Source organism: Hyphococcus sp. (genome assembly GCF_041986965.1).
Classification (GTDB): domain Bacteria; phylum Pseudomonadota; class Alphaproteobacteria; order Caulobacterales; family Parvularculaceae; genus Hyphococcus.
Genome location: NZ_JBHIXB010000001.1, coordinates 1,629,579 through 1,645,827, shown reverse-complemented (window position 1 = coordinate 1,645,827; position 16,249 = coordinate 1,629,579). Strand labels below are relative to the sequence as shown.

The following is a 16,249-nucleotide window of genomic DNA, read 5'->3' as shown; positions in this document are numbered from 1 at the left end:
ATTTCCGCTCCAGAGCGTCATAAACCATACGGGATGCCCAAGAGGGCGCGGCGGCGCAAGCCGGCGCGGGGATTTTCTATGAAACCAAGATTTTTATTGCTCGCTTCACTTGCGCTCACTGCATGCGCAACCGGCTCGTCCGGCGGACCGGAAGATGCGGGGCGCCGCGGCGAAGAAATCGACACCGTATGTTTCACCGGCGGGCTCTCCGGATTCTACGAAGCGGGGAGCAACGCGGTCATCCTGCGCCGCAGCCCGAGCGAGTCCTATCTCGTCGAGACCGGCTACTGCCCCAATATGAGAGCCGTTGAAGGCCTCAAAATCGACGACCCCAGCATGTGTCTGAAGCGCGGCTCGCGGCTTCTCGTATACGATACGCAGTTCCCCCGTTCCGGCGAACCTGCCGACCGGCCGGATCGCTGCCTAGTGAACCGGGTCTATGAATGGCTGCCGGCGCAAAACGAAGAAATGATCGCGCTCGCTGCGCCGCGACAGGCGACGAACAAAAATACGCAATAATCGCCCCTTCACTCCGCATAGATCAGCAGAATTGCGCGCCGCCCGCGCGGCTTGCGATGGATACACGCGCAACGCCTCTGAATGCAGCGTTAATGCGCGCTTGCGCGCCTGTCCCCTATCGGCCAACCGTTTGAAAAACACGATCAAATGAGCGCTTCTGAGTGGCGGCATGGTCGCCGCTCTGCGTCTTATCAAATGGAACGCGCGTGCGTGAGGCGATCCTCAATGCGCCGCGCGCCGTTTCGGTAAAGCGCCCTCTGGACCGGAGCAGCGTTCCACCTATTCGCCTGAAGCAGCGCGGGACGCCGTGTTCCCGCGCTGCTTCTTTTTCAAGTTTGTGACCGGAATGATGACAATGAAACAGACGATGTTGAAGCTGACCAAAATCGCTCTCCTCGCCGCAGCAAGCCTCGCCGTACTTTCGGCATGCAATAATGAGCAAGCATCGACGCCCAAAGCAGCGGCGGCCGCGGCGGAAAGCGCAATGACGGCGTCCAAAGTCGACGGCGTGCGCTTCATCGAAAAGGTGACGCGCGGGGAAGGCGACGACTTCGTCATTCCTTATGAAAAATACGCGCTCGACAACGGGCTCACCGTGATTCTTCATGAAGACCATTCCGATCCCCTCGTTCATGTAGACGTCACCTATCATGTCGGCTCCGCGCGCGAGGACATCGGCAAGTCAGGCTTTGCGCATTTCTTCGAGCACATGATGTTCAACGGCTCCGAGAATGTCGCCGATGAAGAGCATTTCGGGCTGATCACCGACGCCGGAGGTACGCTGAACGGCACCACCAATACCGACCGGACCAATTATTTCGAGACAGTGCCCAACAACCAGCTCGAACGCATGTTGTGGCTCGAAGCCGATCGCATGGGCTTCCTTCTGCCCGCCGTCACCCAACGGAAATTCGAAATCCAGCGCGCGACGGTCAAGAACGAGCGCGGCCAGCATATAGACAACCAGCCTTATGGGCTTGTAGGCGAAAAGCTGAATGAAGCGCTCTACCCGGAAGGTCATCCCTATTCCTGGCAAACCATCGGCTATATGGAGGACCTCGACCGGGTCGACGTCAACGACCTCAAAGACTTCTTCCTACGCTGGTACGGGCCGAACAACGCCGCTCTAACTATCGGCGGCGATTTCGACCGCGACCAGGCGCTAAGCTGGGTCGCAAAGTATTTCGGATCGATCCCACGCGGACCTGAAGTGGGCGAGCCCGAAGCGCCGACATTTACGATCAACAAGAACCGCTATCTTTCCTACGAGGACAATGTCGCCCTGCCGCTTATAGTCATGTCCTGGCCGACAACCACACTCATGGACAAAGACGAAGCGCCGCTTGACGTGTTGATGTCGATCATCGGCACCGGGGATACGTCGCTCCTTTACAAAAACCTCGTCAAGAACGGCCTTGCTGTGCAGGCGCAGGCCGGCCATGGCTGCCAGGAGCTTGGCTGCACATTCACGGTGAATGCGCTGCCAAACCCCAATGGCGGCGCGAGCCTCGCCGATCTCGAACGTATCATCCGCGAGACGTTCGAGGAATTCGAAGAGCGCGGCGTCTCGGACGCCGATATCGACCGGTTCAAAATGCGCATTGTCGCGGGCAAGGTCTTCAGCCTCGAGAGCGTTTCCGGCAAGGTCTCGCAGCTCGCCGCCTATCAGACCTTTTTCGCCAATCCCAATCTCTCGACGGAAGACATCGCACGATATGAGACGGTAACAGCCGAAGACGTGATGGCCGCGTATGAGAAATATCTCAAAGGCAAGCCGGGCGTCATCCTAAGCGTTCTGCCGAAAGGCAAAGCGCTCGCGCCCGCCAAGCCCGACAACTGGACCTACACGCCGCGCACCCTCCCTGTATATCAGCCGCTCTCGGAGAATGATCTCGAGTTCAGGACGGCGACGGATGATTTCGATCGCGGGGAGAAGCCGCCGGTTGGACCCGCGCCCGAAATCCACACACCGCCGATCTGGCGCGACACGACGCCGAACGGCATCGCGGTTCTCGGGGCTGAAAACAATGAAACGCCGACGACGGCGCTGCAATTGCAGATCCATATCGGTCAGCGCGAGGAGCCGCTCGACAAGCTCGGGCTGACGGCGCTCACATTCGCCATGCTCGATGAAGCGACCACCGGCGCCAGCAAGGAGGAGTTGAGCGACAGGCTGCAACGCCTCGGCTCCGGCGTCTCGATCGGCGCCGGTGACGATTATGCAAGCCTCGTTGTGTCAACGCTTACGGATAATCTGTCCGACACACTCGACATCGCCGCCGCGAAACTGTTCTCGCCTGCGTTCAATGAGGACGACTTCTATCGCGTCAAGGACCAGTTCCTGCAGGCCATCGCCCAGAAGGAAAAGAACCCGGGCGCGCTTGCCGATGACGTGCGCCGTCTCCTCATTTATGGCGGCGACAACGCTTTCGCGAATGCGGATATGGGAACCGCCGACACGATCAGCGCCATCACGCTGGACGACGTCAAAGCTTTTTATGAAGAGAAAGTTCAAAAAGCGAAGGCTCAGATCGTTGTCGTCTCGGACCTGCCGCAAACAAAAGTGATCAGCGAGTTCTCGGCTTTCGCGCAATGGAAGGCGGGCGATGCAAAACGCGCTGAGATCCATGCGTTCCCCGCGCTCGAAACCAACGCTATCTATCTCATCGACAAGCCAGACGCGGCGCAGTCGGAGATCCGCATTGCGCGCCGAGCCATGCTCTGGGACACCGCCGGCGAATATTTCAAAGCGAACATCATGAACTTCCCGCTTGGCGGCTCGTTCAACAGCCGCATCAATCAGAACCTACGCGAGGACAAAGGCTATACTTACGGCGCGCGCAGCGGCTTCGGCGCCAACGACTATGCGGGAGCCTTCACAGCTAGCGCCGCAGTGCGCGCCAATGCGACCGGCCCTGCGCTTACAGAGTTCTTCAGGGAAATAGACGCCTATCGCGAAGACGGCGCCACGGACGAAGAACTCGTCTTCGCCAAGAACTCGATCGTTCAGCGCGAGGCCCTAGCCTATGAGACGCCGGGCAAGAAAATCGGCTTCCTGTCGAACATGCTCACCTTCGATCTGGAGCCGGATTTCGTCGACGATCAGCGCGCGGCGCTTAACGCCATGACGCTAGCGGACGTCAAATTCCTCGCCCGGCAATATCTCAATACGGACGACATGATCGTCGTCATTGTCGGGGATCGCGACCTCATCCTTGAGGATCTCAAAGGCTTTGGCCGCCGCATCATCGAAATCGACGCAAGCGGCGCGCCGATCGCGGCAGAATAGTTGCGGCGGGGTCATGCTGATTTCGGCGCGAAAACGCCCCCCGCAGTTTTCCCTCATTCTGAAGCGGCCCGGCGCCGGCTCCATAAACTCAACCTGGGCTGAGACAATCTCGCGGACCCAGCGTTATCCCTCCTACGTTTTTCCGAAAGTCAGAATATCGCTCCCCAGGAAGGCGCTGCCGACGGCCGGCGCCCGCTTGCCTGTGGGGAAAGAACGGACCGGGCCGGAGTAGGAGAGCGCCATAAGAGCCCCCCTCGCCTGCAACTTCTGCCGCGACGCTCGCGGCGGATAGGTCGCGAATCTAAGTGGCGTGCCTTGCGATCTACAATAACGTATGCCTGCACGGGGCGTGGATCTAGTATGGCACCGCAGACGAGGTTCGCAAGGCCGTCGCCGTCATGCTGGCGGCGAGTCCTGACTCGGACGCAGAAGAACGGGCGCCATGGTGGTTTCGAGGGCACGAGCGTTTCGGAATATGCCGTGTTTGACGAGTTTGTGCCCTTGCCGAATTCATCGGGGGCACGGGAGACTTGGATCGATGCTCGGGGAGCTAGTATTAGAAAGCGTAAAATGCTCGGCTTTACGCAAATTCAGCAAGGTCAGGTTGCGTTAAGATCGGCGCAAAAAGTTCGAAGGATAAACGAGGTTGAGAATGGAAAAATGGCTATTGCAAATGGCTATTGCACACCCTAATGCACCTGCGGTGCGGACGGGCTGGCGCCCGCCTGACCATAAGCATTTGAATCTCCGGACTGAAACTTTCAGCAAGGCCGTACACAGAGTAGCGCCACGTCGATTACCCCGGCGCATGCGGCCTGTCTTATGACGCTGATCGCGTTGTCTCTTTTCCTCCGTACACGCGATTACGCATTTTCAATCCTTGCGCATGTTTGTCCTCGTTTGCGCGCTCTAACGTTCGGGCTCGCGATCCATGGCGCGGTTGCGCTGTTTCAGGTCCGGTCCGCGCGACGATCCGCCGTGCTGTGCGGGCCCCATGATTAGCTGAATCTGGCGCGCGATCTGCGCCAGTTGCGCCGCAATTTTCGCGCTCGACTGACGTTTTTTTGTATGTTCGAAGGCTCGATTTTGCGCGGGATTCAGCTCCCGATTCATTGGTTTTTGATCAAGCGCCGGCCGCTCCAGTGCGGATGAGGGCGCGCGAATCTGATCTTGCTTCAACACAAATCCGAGCGTTTTTGCTTCCTCCCGCCACGCTGAAAACAGCACTCTCGTCTCGGTTTTTTCTTTCGCCCGTCGGGTTCGCAGCGTCGCCAATTCCATGCCGCGCGGGGTCGAATAGCCATGCGCTTTTGCGGCTTCCGTAATGGCCTCGCGACGTTTGGAAAAGGCTTGTTCGACATCGCGCGGGATCGCCGCCACGCGGAAATTTTCAGCGGTTCTTTCAAGCGCGATGCCTTCGCGTTCGAGGCCTTTTGCGAACTCGTTCCGGTATTCAAGGCCGGCCTGTTTCTGGGCGAGATAGAGTTCCTTGCTGAGGATCGCGCCCCAGCTTCCGTCGCGGCGCGGCGCCAGGTTGAAGATGAAAGTATGGGTGTGAATCTGCGGGTCAAGATCGCGGCTCGTGTGGTGATCGAACTGCGCCGTGAGGAGGCCGGCCGTGCGTTCGCGAATGCGCCCGCCCTTGCCTCTGCGGGCCCAGGCGGCGTTCTGTTCGAGATATTTTGTGGCCTTCAGGACCGCGTTTCGCTGCGCGGCTTCGATGATCTGACGGTCCTGTTCTGACGAAAGCGCCCACAGGACGGAGACGGATTTGGGCGCCGAGAACGTCATGTCCCAGCCGGCGGAATGGGTGTTCTCGCGCCCGCCGCGGGCGACAAGGTCGAGCCCGGATTTGGGGTCGCGGCCCATCAGGGCCGCCTCGAATTCATGTCTTGTGACCGGGCCTTCAAGAGAGAGCTGGTCGGCGCCGCGGCCGGCCCAGCGGCCCGGCGGCTCGCCCTCACGGGCGTAGTAATTGTCGGCGCCGAGATGGCTGTAATAGGCGAGCGCCGCCTTCGCGCCGCCCCTTGCAGAGATGGTCGCGACCATCAGGATTTGAGCTTCCGGATCGCTTCGGCGCGCGCGCCGGAAATCCCTTTTCGGACCCTTCGAGGGCGCGTCGGGATCGGGTTCCGGCGGCTCTTCATTCGTCTTGGGTGGCTTTGAAGCGGCCCTTGTCCAGCGCGCCGGGACGGATGAAGGGCGCAGTTTTTCGAGCGTAATGTAAGGGAAAGTCAGCTCGAAAATGTCCTCTCCGACGCCAAGGATGAGCGCCTTCACGCCCTTTCGTGTCGGCCCGAGCCGGGTAGAGAGTTCAGACGGCGAAACGACGAGGCGCCGCTCGCGGTCCTTGCGCCAGGTGACGCTCATTCCGTTCGGGGTCTGCGTGCGGCTCTTGACGGTTTTTTCCACTTCCTGAAAGCCGATCAGCTCCGAAATTTCCTTCGCGGCGTGGGATAAATTGAGGCGCCCGACGATCTGCGTGCCGATCATGCTCATCCAGCCGTCGCCGCGATTGCGGCCGTAGGTTTCGCGCAATTGCGCGATGTCCTGGGCGCCGATCACGGTGATAATGCCCTTAGACCGGCCGAGATCGATGAGCGTCGAAAACTGGTCGAGCCGGGGCAATTGCGGGAATTCATCGAGGAAAAGCCAGATGCGGCGGTGCTTCGATTCCTCAAGCGCGGGGCTCCCCACGGCCGAGGCGAGAAGCGAGATCAGCCCGCCCATCCACGCCGCCGAAAGCTTCGGATAGCGTCCGTCCTGCTGCAGGATTACGGGGCGGAACGGCGCCGGATTTTCGAGCCAACGCGACACGGAAAAACGCTGGTTTTCGTTTTCCTCCCAGGCGTCGGCCAGCGTTGCGACCACGTTCATATGCGACTGGAAGGTCGAAAGGATGCCTTGCGTCGTCTTCGATTCTGGATGTTCGAGGCTGCGGGTTGCGTTCGGATGACTGCGCGTGGCGATCTCCAGAAGCTTGTCGGCGCTAAGCGTCGCGGTCTCCTGAAGGTCGCGCCAGGTCCAGTTTGCACCCTTCGTTTGCTGCAGATGGACGGCGCAGGCGACGAAAATCTCGCGAGCGGCATCCGCCCACATGGGATCGGAACTTGCCGGAATGATGCGCGCGGCAAGCTCGCGCGCGTCCTGCTTCGTGCGGCAGTCGCTCGCCACATCCCATACGGCGGACCGCGCGTCCTGAGGCGCGATCAGGACCGGATCGCCGGGGAGCGATGCGGTCATGTCGCCCTTCACATCGAGCACGATGACGCCGTCGCCGCGCTTAATGGCGCCAAGGATCAGGCCCAGCATGATCTGCGTTTTGCCGGCGCCGACGCTGCCCGTAACGAGAAAATGCCGGGATTCCCGGTCTCGACTCATGGGCAGGCCCCGCGCTAGATCGAGCCCTTCTCCGGAGAGTTCGCATTCTTTTCGAAGAGCCCTCTTGATGGCCCGTTTGGCGTTCGCGCCTGCATACCGCACCGGGCCCCAAACCACTTTCGCGGCCGGTTGCCTCAGGCGCGACGCGATGGCGAAGGCGAAGAGCGAAAGAAGGCTCAAGCCTGAGAACGCCAGCAGCGCGTTGATGCGGAATTCGAGCGCGCCGAGCGCGCGGTATCGCGCGAAATGCACCTTGCAATCGTTCCAGTAATATTGCGCGGCCTTGTCGCCGAAAAGGCTTAGCGCCCTGTCATGCAGACACTGGCGCATGTGATCGGCAGGCACGGGATAAGGGCCGTTCTGCGTCGCCGCCATCACGGGGAATGCATCGCCAAGAGCGAATTTATAAATGGCCACAGCGATTGCGAAGCAAAACACGGCGGCGAGAATCAACATGCGGGCTATGTTCATCGGTCGGGCTCCTGGATTCCTGAATCTTCAGTTTGTTTGTCGGTCAGCGCATCGAGCAGCGCTTCGAACATCGCGAGAAGCCGGTTCATCGATTGAAGGGCTTCCTCGGCCTTGCCCTCGTGAGCGGCGAGACGCCGGTCCATGGTCCGAAGTCGCTCGGCGATTCCCTCGAAATCGGCGCCGGACAAGCCTTTCAGGATCAGATCCCGCGCGACGCCTGCGGGCGTGCCGTTGACTGTGTAGGCGCGCGCTTTCAGCGCCTCGTGGGCGTTTGCGGGCAGTCGCAAGCTGAGCGGCCGCGCGGGGTCAGGCACGGGACTTTTCCGCATCGGCGGTCGATGCGCAGACCTTCGAGCGCATCCAGCTCAGGAGTTCGCGCCGCGGATAGCGCACGGTTTTGCTTCCGAGCTTGACAAAACTCGGGCCGCCGCCGCGCGAGCGCCAGGTTTCCAGCGTTTGCACGGGAACGCCTGTCAGCTTGCTCGCGGCTTTCGTATCGATCGCTTCTTCGAGCCAGCCGGGATTGTCCGACAGGATGGTTTCGAGCGACGGAAGGGATGGAGGAAGTTTCAGCATGGGACGCTCCGTTCACGAAGGAAGAACGTCCAAAGCCAATCACTGGAATGATCGGCGAAAAAGCAGTTTCATTTCCTCAAAACACCGCAGAGTTGCGCCGGTTTGGCGCCATTCGCGCCAATGTTCGCAAAAACGAACTACAAGGCTAGTTGTTGAGGATTTCCTTCATGCGGCGAAGAATGGTGTTCTCTGAGGGCACATCGAGTTCGTCGCAGTGCTTCAACGCTTCCTGGCGCGCCTCATGGGCGAGAACCTTATACGGTTTCTCGGGATCGGCGTCGCGTAATATGACAATGTGCTCGCGCACGATCCGCCAGCCGGGCAGCTCGGGACGGCCCTGTTCTTTCTTCCGTATGATGGTCTCGGGTATTTCAGTCGCGGCGCCTTCAATCGTTAGACGGATATCGCCTAGCTCCCTGAGAATTGGCGGCGCCGGATAGCCGTTTATCGCCAGCCATTTGGCGATGCGCGTCCGCGAAATCCTTATATCCCCTATCATTCTCCGGCCGGTCTCGGGGAAATCCGACAATGGGGTTGCCGTGAGGTGGTTGAATACCTCGCTCCTTTGAGCAGGATCATATATCCATTGATGGAGAAGGCCCTGTTCGCCCGGAAGACCGCCCTCGCAATAAATGACGCTGGCGATGGAGTCCCGGTTCATCTCGTAATAGCGAGTTACGCGCGTTTTCAGTGCGCGCTCAATCTCGGTCATTTCGCATTTCGGAATGACGACCGCAATCCGTAAGTATTCGCGACCTGGCTTGGTTCGCTCACGAACCGGCGCATCGAACTCACCGCAAAATACTGCCTGCTTGAGCCGTTCCAACATCTGATCGGCGGTGAGAAACGCATCCTCGCTTGCGATAAGCTCTGCGGCGCGCTTCAGTGCAAGATATTGCGGGCCGTCTGCTGCTGCGGATTCTGACATGATCTCACTCCTTACTCTTGGCACGAACAATACAGATTGGCAGCTGGACGAGCCGTGTCAATGTGCAGTGATCGTGCAATGAGCGCCTGAGATTGTCTGGCGTTGTCTGGCGTTGTATGGCGTTGTCTAACGTTGGATATTCTTCGAAATTTTTAGAAGGATTTTTCGCTATAGTTCAGGCGATGGTATTCCGAGCCGTGTTGCGCGCCCGGCTTCAGCCGGACCGGGCTCTCGTAAACCGAGCCCGCTTACGCGGTCTCGGCCATCCGGCTTCGATCCCTCGCGGGGTAACGGCCCGTTACCACCGGCCTTCGGCCAGAGGCCGGGCCTATTTTGTCCTTGCCACTGCGTTCCGCAGGGGCGGGCTTTATTGTTTTAGTTGCTTAGGGGCCAGCCCCTCGGCGCGCTTCAAGAGAAACAGGCGGTCTCCCGAGGCTCGCCAGCGATAGGGGCCGGCTGCGCCCGCCGCCGGTTTCTCTCTTCCGCTTGCACACCCCGTTCTCGGCGAAGGCCAGGGTTGCATTTGCAACCCCTTTCTACGGGAGAACTTCATGAGCAAGCCGGAAATCGAAATCAGAATCTATGTCGCCTGCCTTGCGGCGTACAACAATGGAATCCTTCACGGGCGCTGGATCGACGCGCTTCAGGACGCGGACGCCATCCTTAAAGAGATTGGAGGGATGCTTAAAGCGTCGCCTATTGCGGGCGCCGAAGAGTTTGCAATCCATGACTATGAGGGATTCGAAGGCGCGCGGATTGAAGAATATCAGAGCATCGACAGCGTGGCCGAGATTGCAGAGTTTATCGGCGAACACGGGAAGCTTGGCGGGAAGCTGCTGGAATATTTCGGCGACCTTGAAGACGCGCGAACTGCGATGATGGAAGATTACAGGGGCGAGTATTCATCGCGCGCCGACTTCGCGCAGGAGCTGACCGAGGAGACGACGGAAATCCCTCAAGCCTTGCAATACTATATCGACTATGAGCGCATGGGGCGCGATCTTGAAATTAACGACGTGCTCGCCGTGGAAGCGGGATTCGAAGAGTTTCACATATTCTGGCGGCGATAACGTCTAATCTTGCCCCCTCGGTATACAATTGCACCTCGGGCGAGAGACGCCCTACCCCTGCCGGGCTAGTATGTCCCGTATCTCCCCGGGATTGAAAGCGACGTCCCAGCACCATACTCCAAACCCGCCACAACCGTTGATGGCCTTCACCCATTGATCGAGAGCGTCGCGTTTCGCCTTGTTTTGGGGACTGTCTTTTCCCTTGATCTCGAGTGCGAGGATTTTCCCGCTTTCGAATTTCACCAGAAAGTCGGGAAGGTAACGTCGCCGCGATCCGCCCCACATGTACTGAATCTGGAATCCCAGATGATCGTTCTTAGCATAGGAGGCAACTTTGCCGCTCTGTTCAAAAACGTTGGCGGCATGCCCTTCCCACGCGGAGTCGCCCACAAGATGACTGATATGAGATTTGACCGCTGGAAAGCATGGTTTCGCGGTATACCACGTCCGCATGTGGCCAGTCGCACCGATCGGCCAGTCTTCATCGAAAATTGGCGTCAATTGCTGGGTATTCTGTTCGTTCACATACCGCATCAAATGCTGCACCACGAGATCGATGTTCAGCGCAATCAGAATGCGCCTGCGCAACGGGTCGGAATGGAATAGCGAGGGAATATCCAGCCGATCCGAATTTAGAAAGGTCTCGACGATTCGTACTAGTTGCGACGCCAGATAATCTTCCGTGCCCCTGAAATTGTGCCTCAGTTCCGCAAAGCCCTTGCGCGTCGCCTGAAAGACAAGACGCTGAAGTCGGAATCCATCTGGGAGTTTTTCAAGATCAATCGCCGAAACCTTGCTCATGTCAGTGGCGCCGCCAAGCGCCGGCGCCAGTTCCGCTGTGATAGGCGTAGACGCAGGATCGAGCGTGAGCGGCTCTACCTTGTCCCAGTCAACAGTCAGCTTTGGCGTGACGATTGTTTCGATGCGGAGAACATTCGGCCATTTAATCTCGAGGCTTGCACGTTCGGGCACCACTTCGATCTGCGTTGTCGGCTTTGGAGGAGGTGGCGGGTCACCGCTGTCCCCTGCTTCGGAGATCGAAAGCGGTACGCCAAAGACATTGACATATTCGGGAAGGAAAAGTCCGTTGTCGTCGGTATCGTATGATACGCGCCGAAGGCCGCGACCCACGACCTGTTCACAAAGCAACTGTGACGTAAAGGCGCGAAGCCCCATGATGTGCGTGACATTCTTGGCGTCCCAGCCTTCGGACAACATCGCCACCGAGATGACGTTCTGCAAATCTTGGCCTGCCGCTCCGCGTTTGCCTACATTGTCCACGATCTCGCGGAGCAGCTCTTCCTTCTTCAATGCTAGAAGTACTTCCTTGCGCGTTTCGGGAATGTCAGCTGCGCGGATAATATCCTGAAGTCTCTCTTCGTAGTCCTTGTCGGAGGTGGCGGCTTCGCCGATTTCCGCCTTGTCGAGCACTTTGGAGTCAACTCGCAATGTGCGGTCCGGCGATTGCAGTTCAGGCCAGTGCGAATCGCCCTGATTGAAATAGTGCTCGACCCGCGCCGCCGTCTCTGTCCTATTACAGACCGTCAGCATGACCGGAGGTGAGTGATGTCCTGCCGCCTCCCAGTCGCGCTTCGCTTCGCGCCAGTCCGCGCCAAGCAGCGTGTAGGCGTCCTGCACGAGCTTCGGCAGCGGCTCATGCTGTTCGGCGCCGGACCGGTTCAAGTCCTCCGAAACCGACGGATCGCGGTAAATATGATAGAGCTTTGACTTGAGCGTTTTCGCGTCAGGCAACGCATCATCGCGCACGACAATGCGTGGCGTCTTGACGAGACCGGACTCGATGGCGTCGTTCAAACCGAAATCCGAGATGATCCAGTCGAACAGCGCAGTGTCGGTGCTCTTCTTGCCCGTCGGGGCGAAAGGCGTCGCGGAGAGGTCAAAGCAGCGCTGTATGCGCCGGCACTTGTGTATGCGGTCAAGGCCCTCGATCCAGCGCGTCGCCTCATCAAGGTCGATGCCCTGTTCCGCCGCCTGCTTCTTGCTAATCTTGAGTTCCGGCGGCTTGCGATAGGCATGGTGCGCCTCATCATTGATGACAATAATGTCCTTATGCGCAGCAAGTTTGCCAAGAACCCGCCGCGTAAAGGCTTCATCGGACTCCTTTCCTTTCTTGACGACGGAGCGCGCAACCTCCTTCGGCGGCATCAGCGTGTGCCAGTTCTCGATCAGCACGTCGGCCTGATTGAGCTTTGATCGCAGCGCCTCCGAAGGGCACATGTTGAATTCGTCGTAATAGCTACCTTCTGTCGGCAGCAACACCTGAAGCCGACCTTTCACCGTCAGCCCGGGCGCGACGATGAAGACCGCCTTGCTGAAATCCTTGTTGCGTTTCGGGTAGGTCAGTGCATTCAGCACCTGCCAGGTGATGATCATCGCCATCACCGCGGTTTTGCCAGCCCCGGTCGCCATCTTGTTGCAGAGCCGCTGCCACGCGCCGCCATCCCCTGGTATGTAAATGCCCTGTTTGTAAGCTTCTGCGCCCTCAACCCACCAGATCAGCGTCTCGATAGCTTCAAGTTGACAGAAATAAAACGGGTATTGACGAGCCTCATGATCATGCCAGTGCCCAAGAAGTTTGCGCGTAACAATTGTAACACCAGGATAACCATCGGCGCGCCATTGATCGACGCGCTCGCGGATCGTGTTGACGAGACCAAGATTTTCCGTGCGTTTAGTATTATTTTGCGCGTCGAATATGTCATAGCTTGCCGGACGGCGCACCTGAGTGACTTCAAGCTTGCCACCCCGGGCTTCGGTCCAGTGCTGTTCCGGTCGCACATATGGGGAATTGATGATCAGGGACACGAGGACTCAGTCTTCCAGGGAAACGATCTTGAGGGACTCGATCCCGCGATCATCGACGATTTTCACCGCCACGCGTTTGTTGTCACCCGCCTCGAATGGCAGAGAAATGGTCCCATGAAACTGGTCAAGCAGGTCCTCGTCGAGTTCCGCGCGGATCGTCTTCTTCAGGCGGTTCCATCCGCCCTTGGCGTCCGCCATTGGAAAGAACACCTGATGCGGCATCAGCGAGCGCTGATCGTAATCGGTATCGAGCGACCACATGGCGATCTGTTTCGTGCCGCCGCTCTCGATCTCACCGGTCTTCGGATTGAAATAATCAAATCCATGAACCTCGACTTCCCAGTGGTCGTCTTTGCGCTTGCGCACCTCGACGTCCGGCTGTCCCATTAGCCAGAAGCTTTCGTTCGACGCCCGCTTCTTCTTGAGGTCCTCTGTTAGGAGATCGGTGTTCATCTGAACTTTGAGAAAGGTGACGCCCGGCACGTTCAACTCATCAATGTCTTTCGCCGCCTCCGGATCGAAGGTGAAGGCGCAGAATAGAATGAATTTCGGCTTCGGCATCAGCGTATAGGCTTCATTCAGCGCCTCCTCGACCTGCCGCTGTTCCAGCGCAGCGTGCTCTGGGCCGAAACTGACGACGACGCGCTCGCCAGTGTCGGCCAGCGCGCCCGACGCGTGGAGATAGCGCGTCCCCGGCAGCGTCTCGAATTCAGCGAATTTCAGCATGGCGCCGTCCTTTCCGCGCACGCCTGTCTTCAGGAGTTCATCGCGCCAAAGCGACTGGCGCGAGGTCTCGCCTGAGCGCGCGACGCTGTCGTCCGCTTCCGCCGGCGTGAAGTTTTCATCAAGCGACAACACGGTCGGCGCCGGCACCGCCTCCACCGAGAAAGGCCCGGTGATCCGTAGACGGTTCTTATCAATGGTCGGCTTGTCGTAGAGCGTTTCTTGTTCGGAGTGATCGGCGATGGAGGAGTCCATCTCCTTCTGCATCGCCTGTCGGGCCCCGTGGAAATCATCGAATGCTTTCCGCGCCAAATCGGGCCAGTCATCAGGCCAGTCGAACGGAACCTCCCACTCGTGCAGGGACTCGCCCTGGGCGAAATTGACAGCCTTGCCCTTGCGCACGCCTTGCAAGGGCGTCAGCGGGCCGGGCGGATTGGCGATCAACGCCTTGTTCAGCGCGCCGAGCGCCGCTTCGATCTTCGGATGATGCATTTCATAGATGGTGTCGATGTCCGGGTTATTCGCGATGCTGCTCAACATAATATGAGGCACGGTTTCGTAATCGAAGCCGCCCTTCAACCCCTCATGTGGGTAACGCAGGGCATAGTAGTCGAAACCGGCGGTCATCAGCCGCTGCTTCGCCAGCGTGATGGCGACGCGAGATGTGTCGCAAGTGATCCAGCGACGTCCCCATTTTTCTGCGACGAAGGCGGTGGTGCCGGATCCGCAGGTGGGATCAAGCACGAGGTCGCCAGGATCGGTGGTCATGAGCATACAGCGCTCGACAAACTTTGCTGCCGTTTCGACAACATAGCTCTTCCCCTGGGCGGCTGGCTTATCAGTCCAGCAATTGTCATATTGCGACAGAGGGAAGTCGCGTTGATATTGTTTGTAATAAGGGTCTTTGCCGAGCTGAAATAGTCTGTCGGCTTTAATTACGCGAGCCATTCCCTCAAAATTGCTTGACCAACTCTTGTTGCCGGACGGCGGAAATTTCATGCCTAAAAAAGGTAGATCGAACGTGCACGAGGGGGTGAAACCGGACGAAGTTGCATTCCGGCGACGATAGACTCGGGCGAGGAATTCCTTGCTCTTTCGATTTATGGGGGTTTCCACATCTTTGATCGGATCTATGAAACGATATTCCTTGTCGTCGCTGACGTCTCGATCCCGGTAAATTTGCCTGAATTTCAAATCGGGCAAAGATTTGCCGTACCAAAGGATATGATCATAGACTTTCGCAAGTCCCTTCTGGCCAAGTGGGTCCGTGGCTTTAAAAGCAATTTGAGCCGCGAAATTGGTCGGCCCAAACACATCATCAAGAATGTTCCGAACAGTGTGGAAGTTTTCATCGCCAATCTGGACGAACACCGACCCGCTCTCGCTCAGCAGTTCCCGCGCAAGCATTAGCCGGTCGCGCAGATAAGTGAGGTAGGAGTGGATACCCAATTCCCACGTGTCCCGGAACGCCTTGATCATTTCGGGTTCCTGGGTGAGGTCGTCGTCCGAGCGATCCTTAACGTCCCGCTTGTTCGTGAAGGGCTGAAAGTTTGATCCATATTTGATCCCGTAAGGCGGATCGATATAAATCATCTGAACCTTGCCGCCCATGCTCTCCTTGGTGACTAAAGAGTTCATGACGAGAAGCGAATCGCCCGTCACCAACCGGTTCGACCAGCCCTTTTCATGTTTGTAGAAATCGAGCGCCTGCCGCAGAGGGAGGTTTTCAAACGGCGCAGCGAACAAATCCGCCTGTTGCCATTGCGCCTTCGCGTCTTTTCCCTTTAGTCGCTTCGCCGCGTTTGACAGGATGGTCGACGGGTCCACGCGTTCATGAACGTGGAGCGAGACAGTATCGATCTCGAAGCTGGTCTTTTCCGCCTTGCCGGTCCAGTTGAGATAGGGCGCCTGCAGCCGCTTCAGCTCCGCCAGCGCATCACGCATTCGGTCCGCGTCGCCGCTTTCCAGCGCATCATCTATCAGCTTTTCAATACCGGCCCGCGCACTATCGAAGTTGAGCGCCGGGTCCAGATGCGGATCATAGGCCCATGTTGTCTTCGCGCTATCTGGGTCCGTATCCGCATGAACCATCCCAACTTCTGGGTTGTTCACCCGCATGTCGCCATGGCGATAAGCTGACACCTGAACAGGCTCGCCGGATTTCTTTGTTGCCTTCTTCTTTTTCGTTGATTTTCTCTTTGCAGGCTTAGCCGGCTCAATCTCCTGCGTCGTCAATTCGAGGTCCGTTATGTCCGACCGATAAATCGACCCGCCGCGGCCCTTACCCTTTGCCAAAACGCCCTCATCAACGAGCCTATCTCGTGCGGCCTCGTAATCCGCGTCGCTCACATTGGGTAAGCGTTCGCGCAGCAACGCGAGAAGAGCTCCGTTGCCGATGGAAGCCCCATCCTCAGGGGTGAGAGCTAGAATTAGGTCAGCAAGTCGGTCCGCCATCAAATACGCGCC

The 16,249-nt window shown here is 58.3% G+C and carries 9 protein-coding genes; 3 read left to right on the top strand and 6 right to left on the bottom strand.

Annotated features, from left to right (window positions below):
* The first annotated feature begins 78 nt into the window (after positions 1 to 78).
* A complete protein-coding gene (locus ACFC5L_RS08210) occupies positions 79 to 519 on the top strand; it encodes a DUF6491 family protein (RefSeq protein WP_375204235.1) in 441 nt (146 codons plus the stop codon).
* A gap of 355 nt (positions 520 to 874) precedes the next feature.
* Positions 875 to 3,808 (top strand): M16 family metallopeptidase, encoded by a 2,934-nt coding sequence (locus ACFC5L_RS08205; RefSeq protein WP_375204236.1) that lies wholly within the window; start codon positions 875 to 877, stop codon positions 3,806 to 3,808.
* Positions 3,809 to 4,717: 909 nt separating this feature from the next.
* Here the strand turns inward: ACFC5L_RS08205 and mobF are convergent.
* The 4 genes from mobF to ACFC5L_RS08185 form a co-directional block, all read right to left on the bottom strand.
* Positions 4,718 to 7,660, bottom strand: a complete 2,943-nt coding sequence (mobF, locus tag ACFC5L_RS08200; RefSeq protein ID WP_375204237.1) for a MobF family relaxase — start codon at positions 7,658 to 7,660, stop codon at positions 4,718 to 4,720.
* Positions 7,657 to 7,974: a hypothetical protein gene (locus ACFC5L_RS08195; protein WP_375204238.1), complete on the bottom strand. Its 318-nt coding sequence runs from the start codon at positions 7,972 to 7,974 to the stop codon at positions 7,657 to 7,659. Before ACFC5L_RS08195 ends, mobF begins: the two co-directional genes overlap by 4 nt.
* Positions 7,967 to 8,236: a helix-turn-helix transcriptional regulator gene (locus tag ACFC5L_RS08190; protein WP_375204239.1), complete on the bottom strand. Its 270-nt coding sequence runs from the start codon at positions 8,234 to 8,236 to the stop codon at positions 7,967 to 7,969. The genes ACFC5L_RS08195 and ACFC5L_RS08190 overlap by 8 nt, the downstream gene beginning before the upstream one ends.
* 145 nt (positions 8,237 to 8,381) lie before the next feature.
* Positions 8,382 to 9,164 (bottom strand): hypothetical protein, encoded by a 783-nt coding sequence (locus ACFC5L_RS08185; RefSeq protein ID WP_375204240.1) that lies wholly within the window; start codon positions 9,162 to 9,164, stop codon positions 8,382 to 8,384.
* A 551-nt stretch (positions 9,165 to 9,715) separates the two neighbouring features.
* On the opposite strand from ACFC5L_RS08185, the gene ACFC5L_RS08180 reads away from it, so the two are divergent.
* Positions 9,716 to 10,234, top strand: coding sequence for an antirestriction protein ArdA (locus tag ACFC5L_RS08180; RefSeq protein WP_375204241.1), 519 nt, complete (start codon positions 9,716 to 9,718; stop codon positions 10,232 to 10,234).
* A 51-nt stretch (positions 10,235 to 10,285) separates the two neighbouring features.
* On the opposite strand, the gene ACFC5L_RS08175 is transcribed toward ACFC5L_RS08180, so the two are convergent.
* On the bottom strand, positions 10,286 to 13,060 hold the full coding sequence (locus ACFC5L_RS08175) for a BPTD_3080 family restriction endonuclease (protein ID WP_375204242.1): 2,775 nt from the start codon (positions 13,058 to 13,060) through the stop codon (positions 10,286 to 10,288).
* A 6-nt stretch (positions 13,061 to 13,066) separates the two neighbouring features.
* The gene (locus tag ACFC5L_RS08170) at positions 13,067 to 16,237 is read right to left on the bottom strand and encodes a site-specific DNA-methyltransferase (RefSeq protein ID WP_375204243.1); all 3,171 of its coding nucleotides are present in this window, start codon (positions 16,235 to 16,237) and stop codon (positions 13,067 to 13,069) included.
* Between the last annotated feature and the right edge of the window lie 12 nt (positions 16,238 to 16,249).

Coding starts and splice junctions, on each gene's coding strand:
- ACFC5L_RS08180 (WP_375204241.1), top strand. CDS start 9,716: ATGAGCAAGCCGGAAATCGAAATCAGAATCTATGTCGCCTGCCTTGCG.
- ACFC5L_RS08210 (WP_375204235.1), top strand. CDS start 79: ATGAAACCAAGATTTTTATTGCTCGCTTCACTTGCGCTCACTGCATGC.
- ACFC5L_RS08190 (WP_375204239.1), bottom strand. CDS start 8,236: ATGCTGAAACTTCCTCCATCCCTTCCGTCGCTCGAAACCATCCTGTCG.
- ACFC5L_RS08185 (WP_375204240.1), bottom strand. CDS start 9,164: ATGTCAGAATCCGCAGCAGCAGACGGCCCGCAATATCTTGCACTGAAG.
- mobF (WP_375204237.1), bottom strand. CDS start 7,660: ATGAACATAGCCCGCATGTTGATTCTCGCCGCCGTGTTTTGCTTCGCA.
- ACFC5L_RS08170 (WP_375204243.1), bottom strand. CDS start 16,237: ATGGCGGACCGACTTGCTGACCTAATTCTAGCTCTCACCCCTGAGGAT.
- ACFC5L_RS08205 (WP_375204236.1), top strand. CDS start 875: ATGAAACAGACGATGTTGAAGCTGACCAAAATCGCTCTCCTCGCCGCA.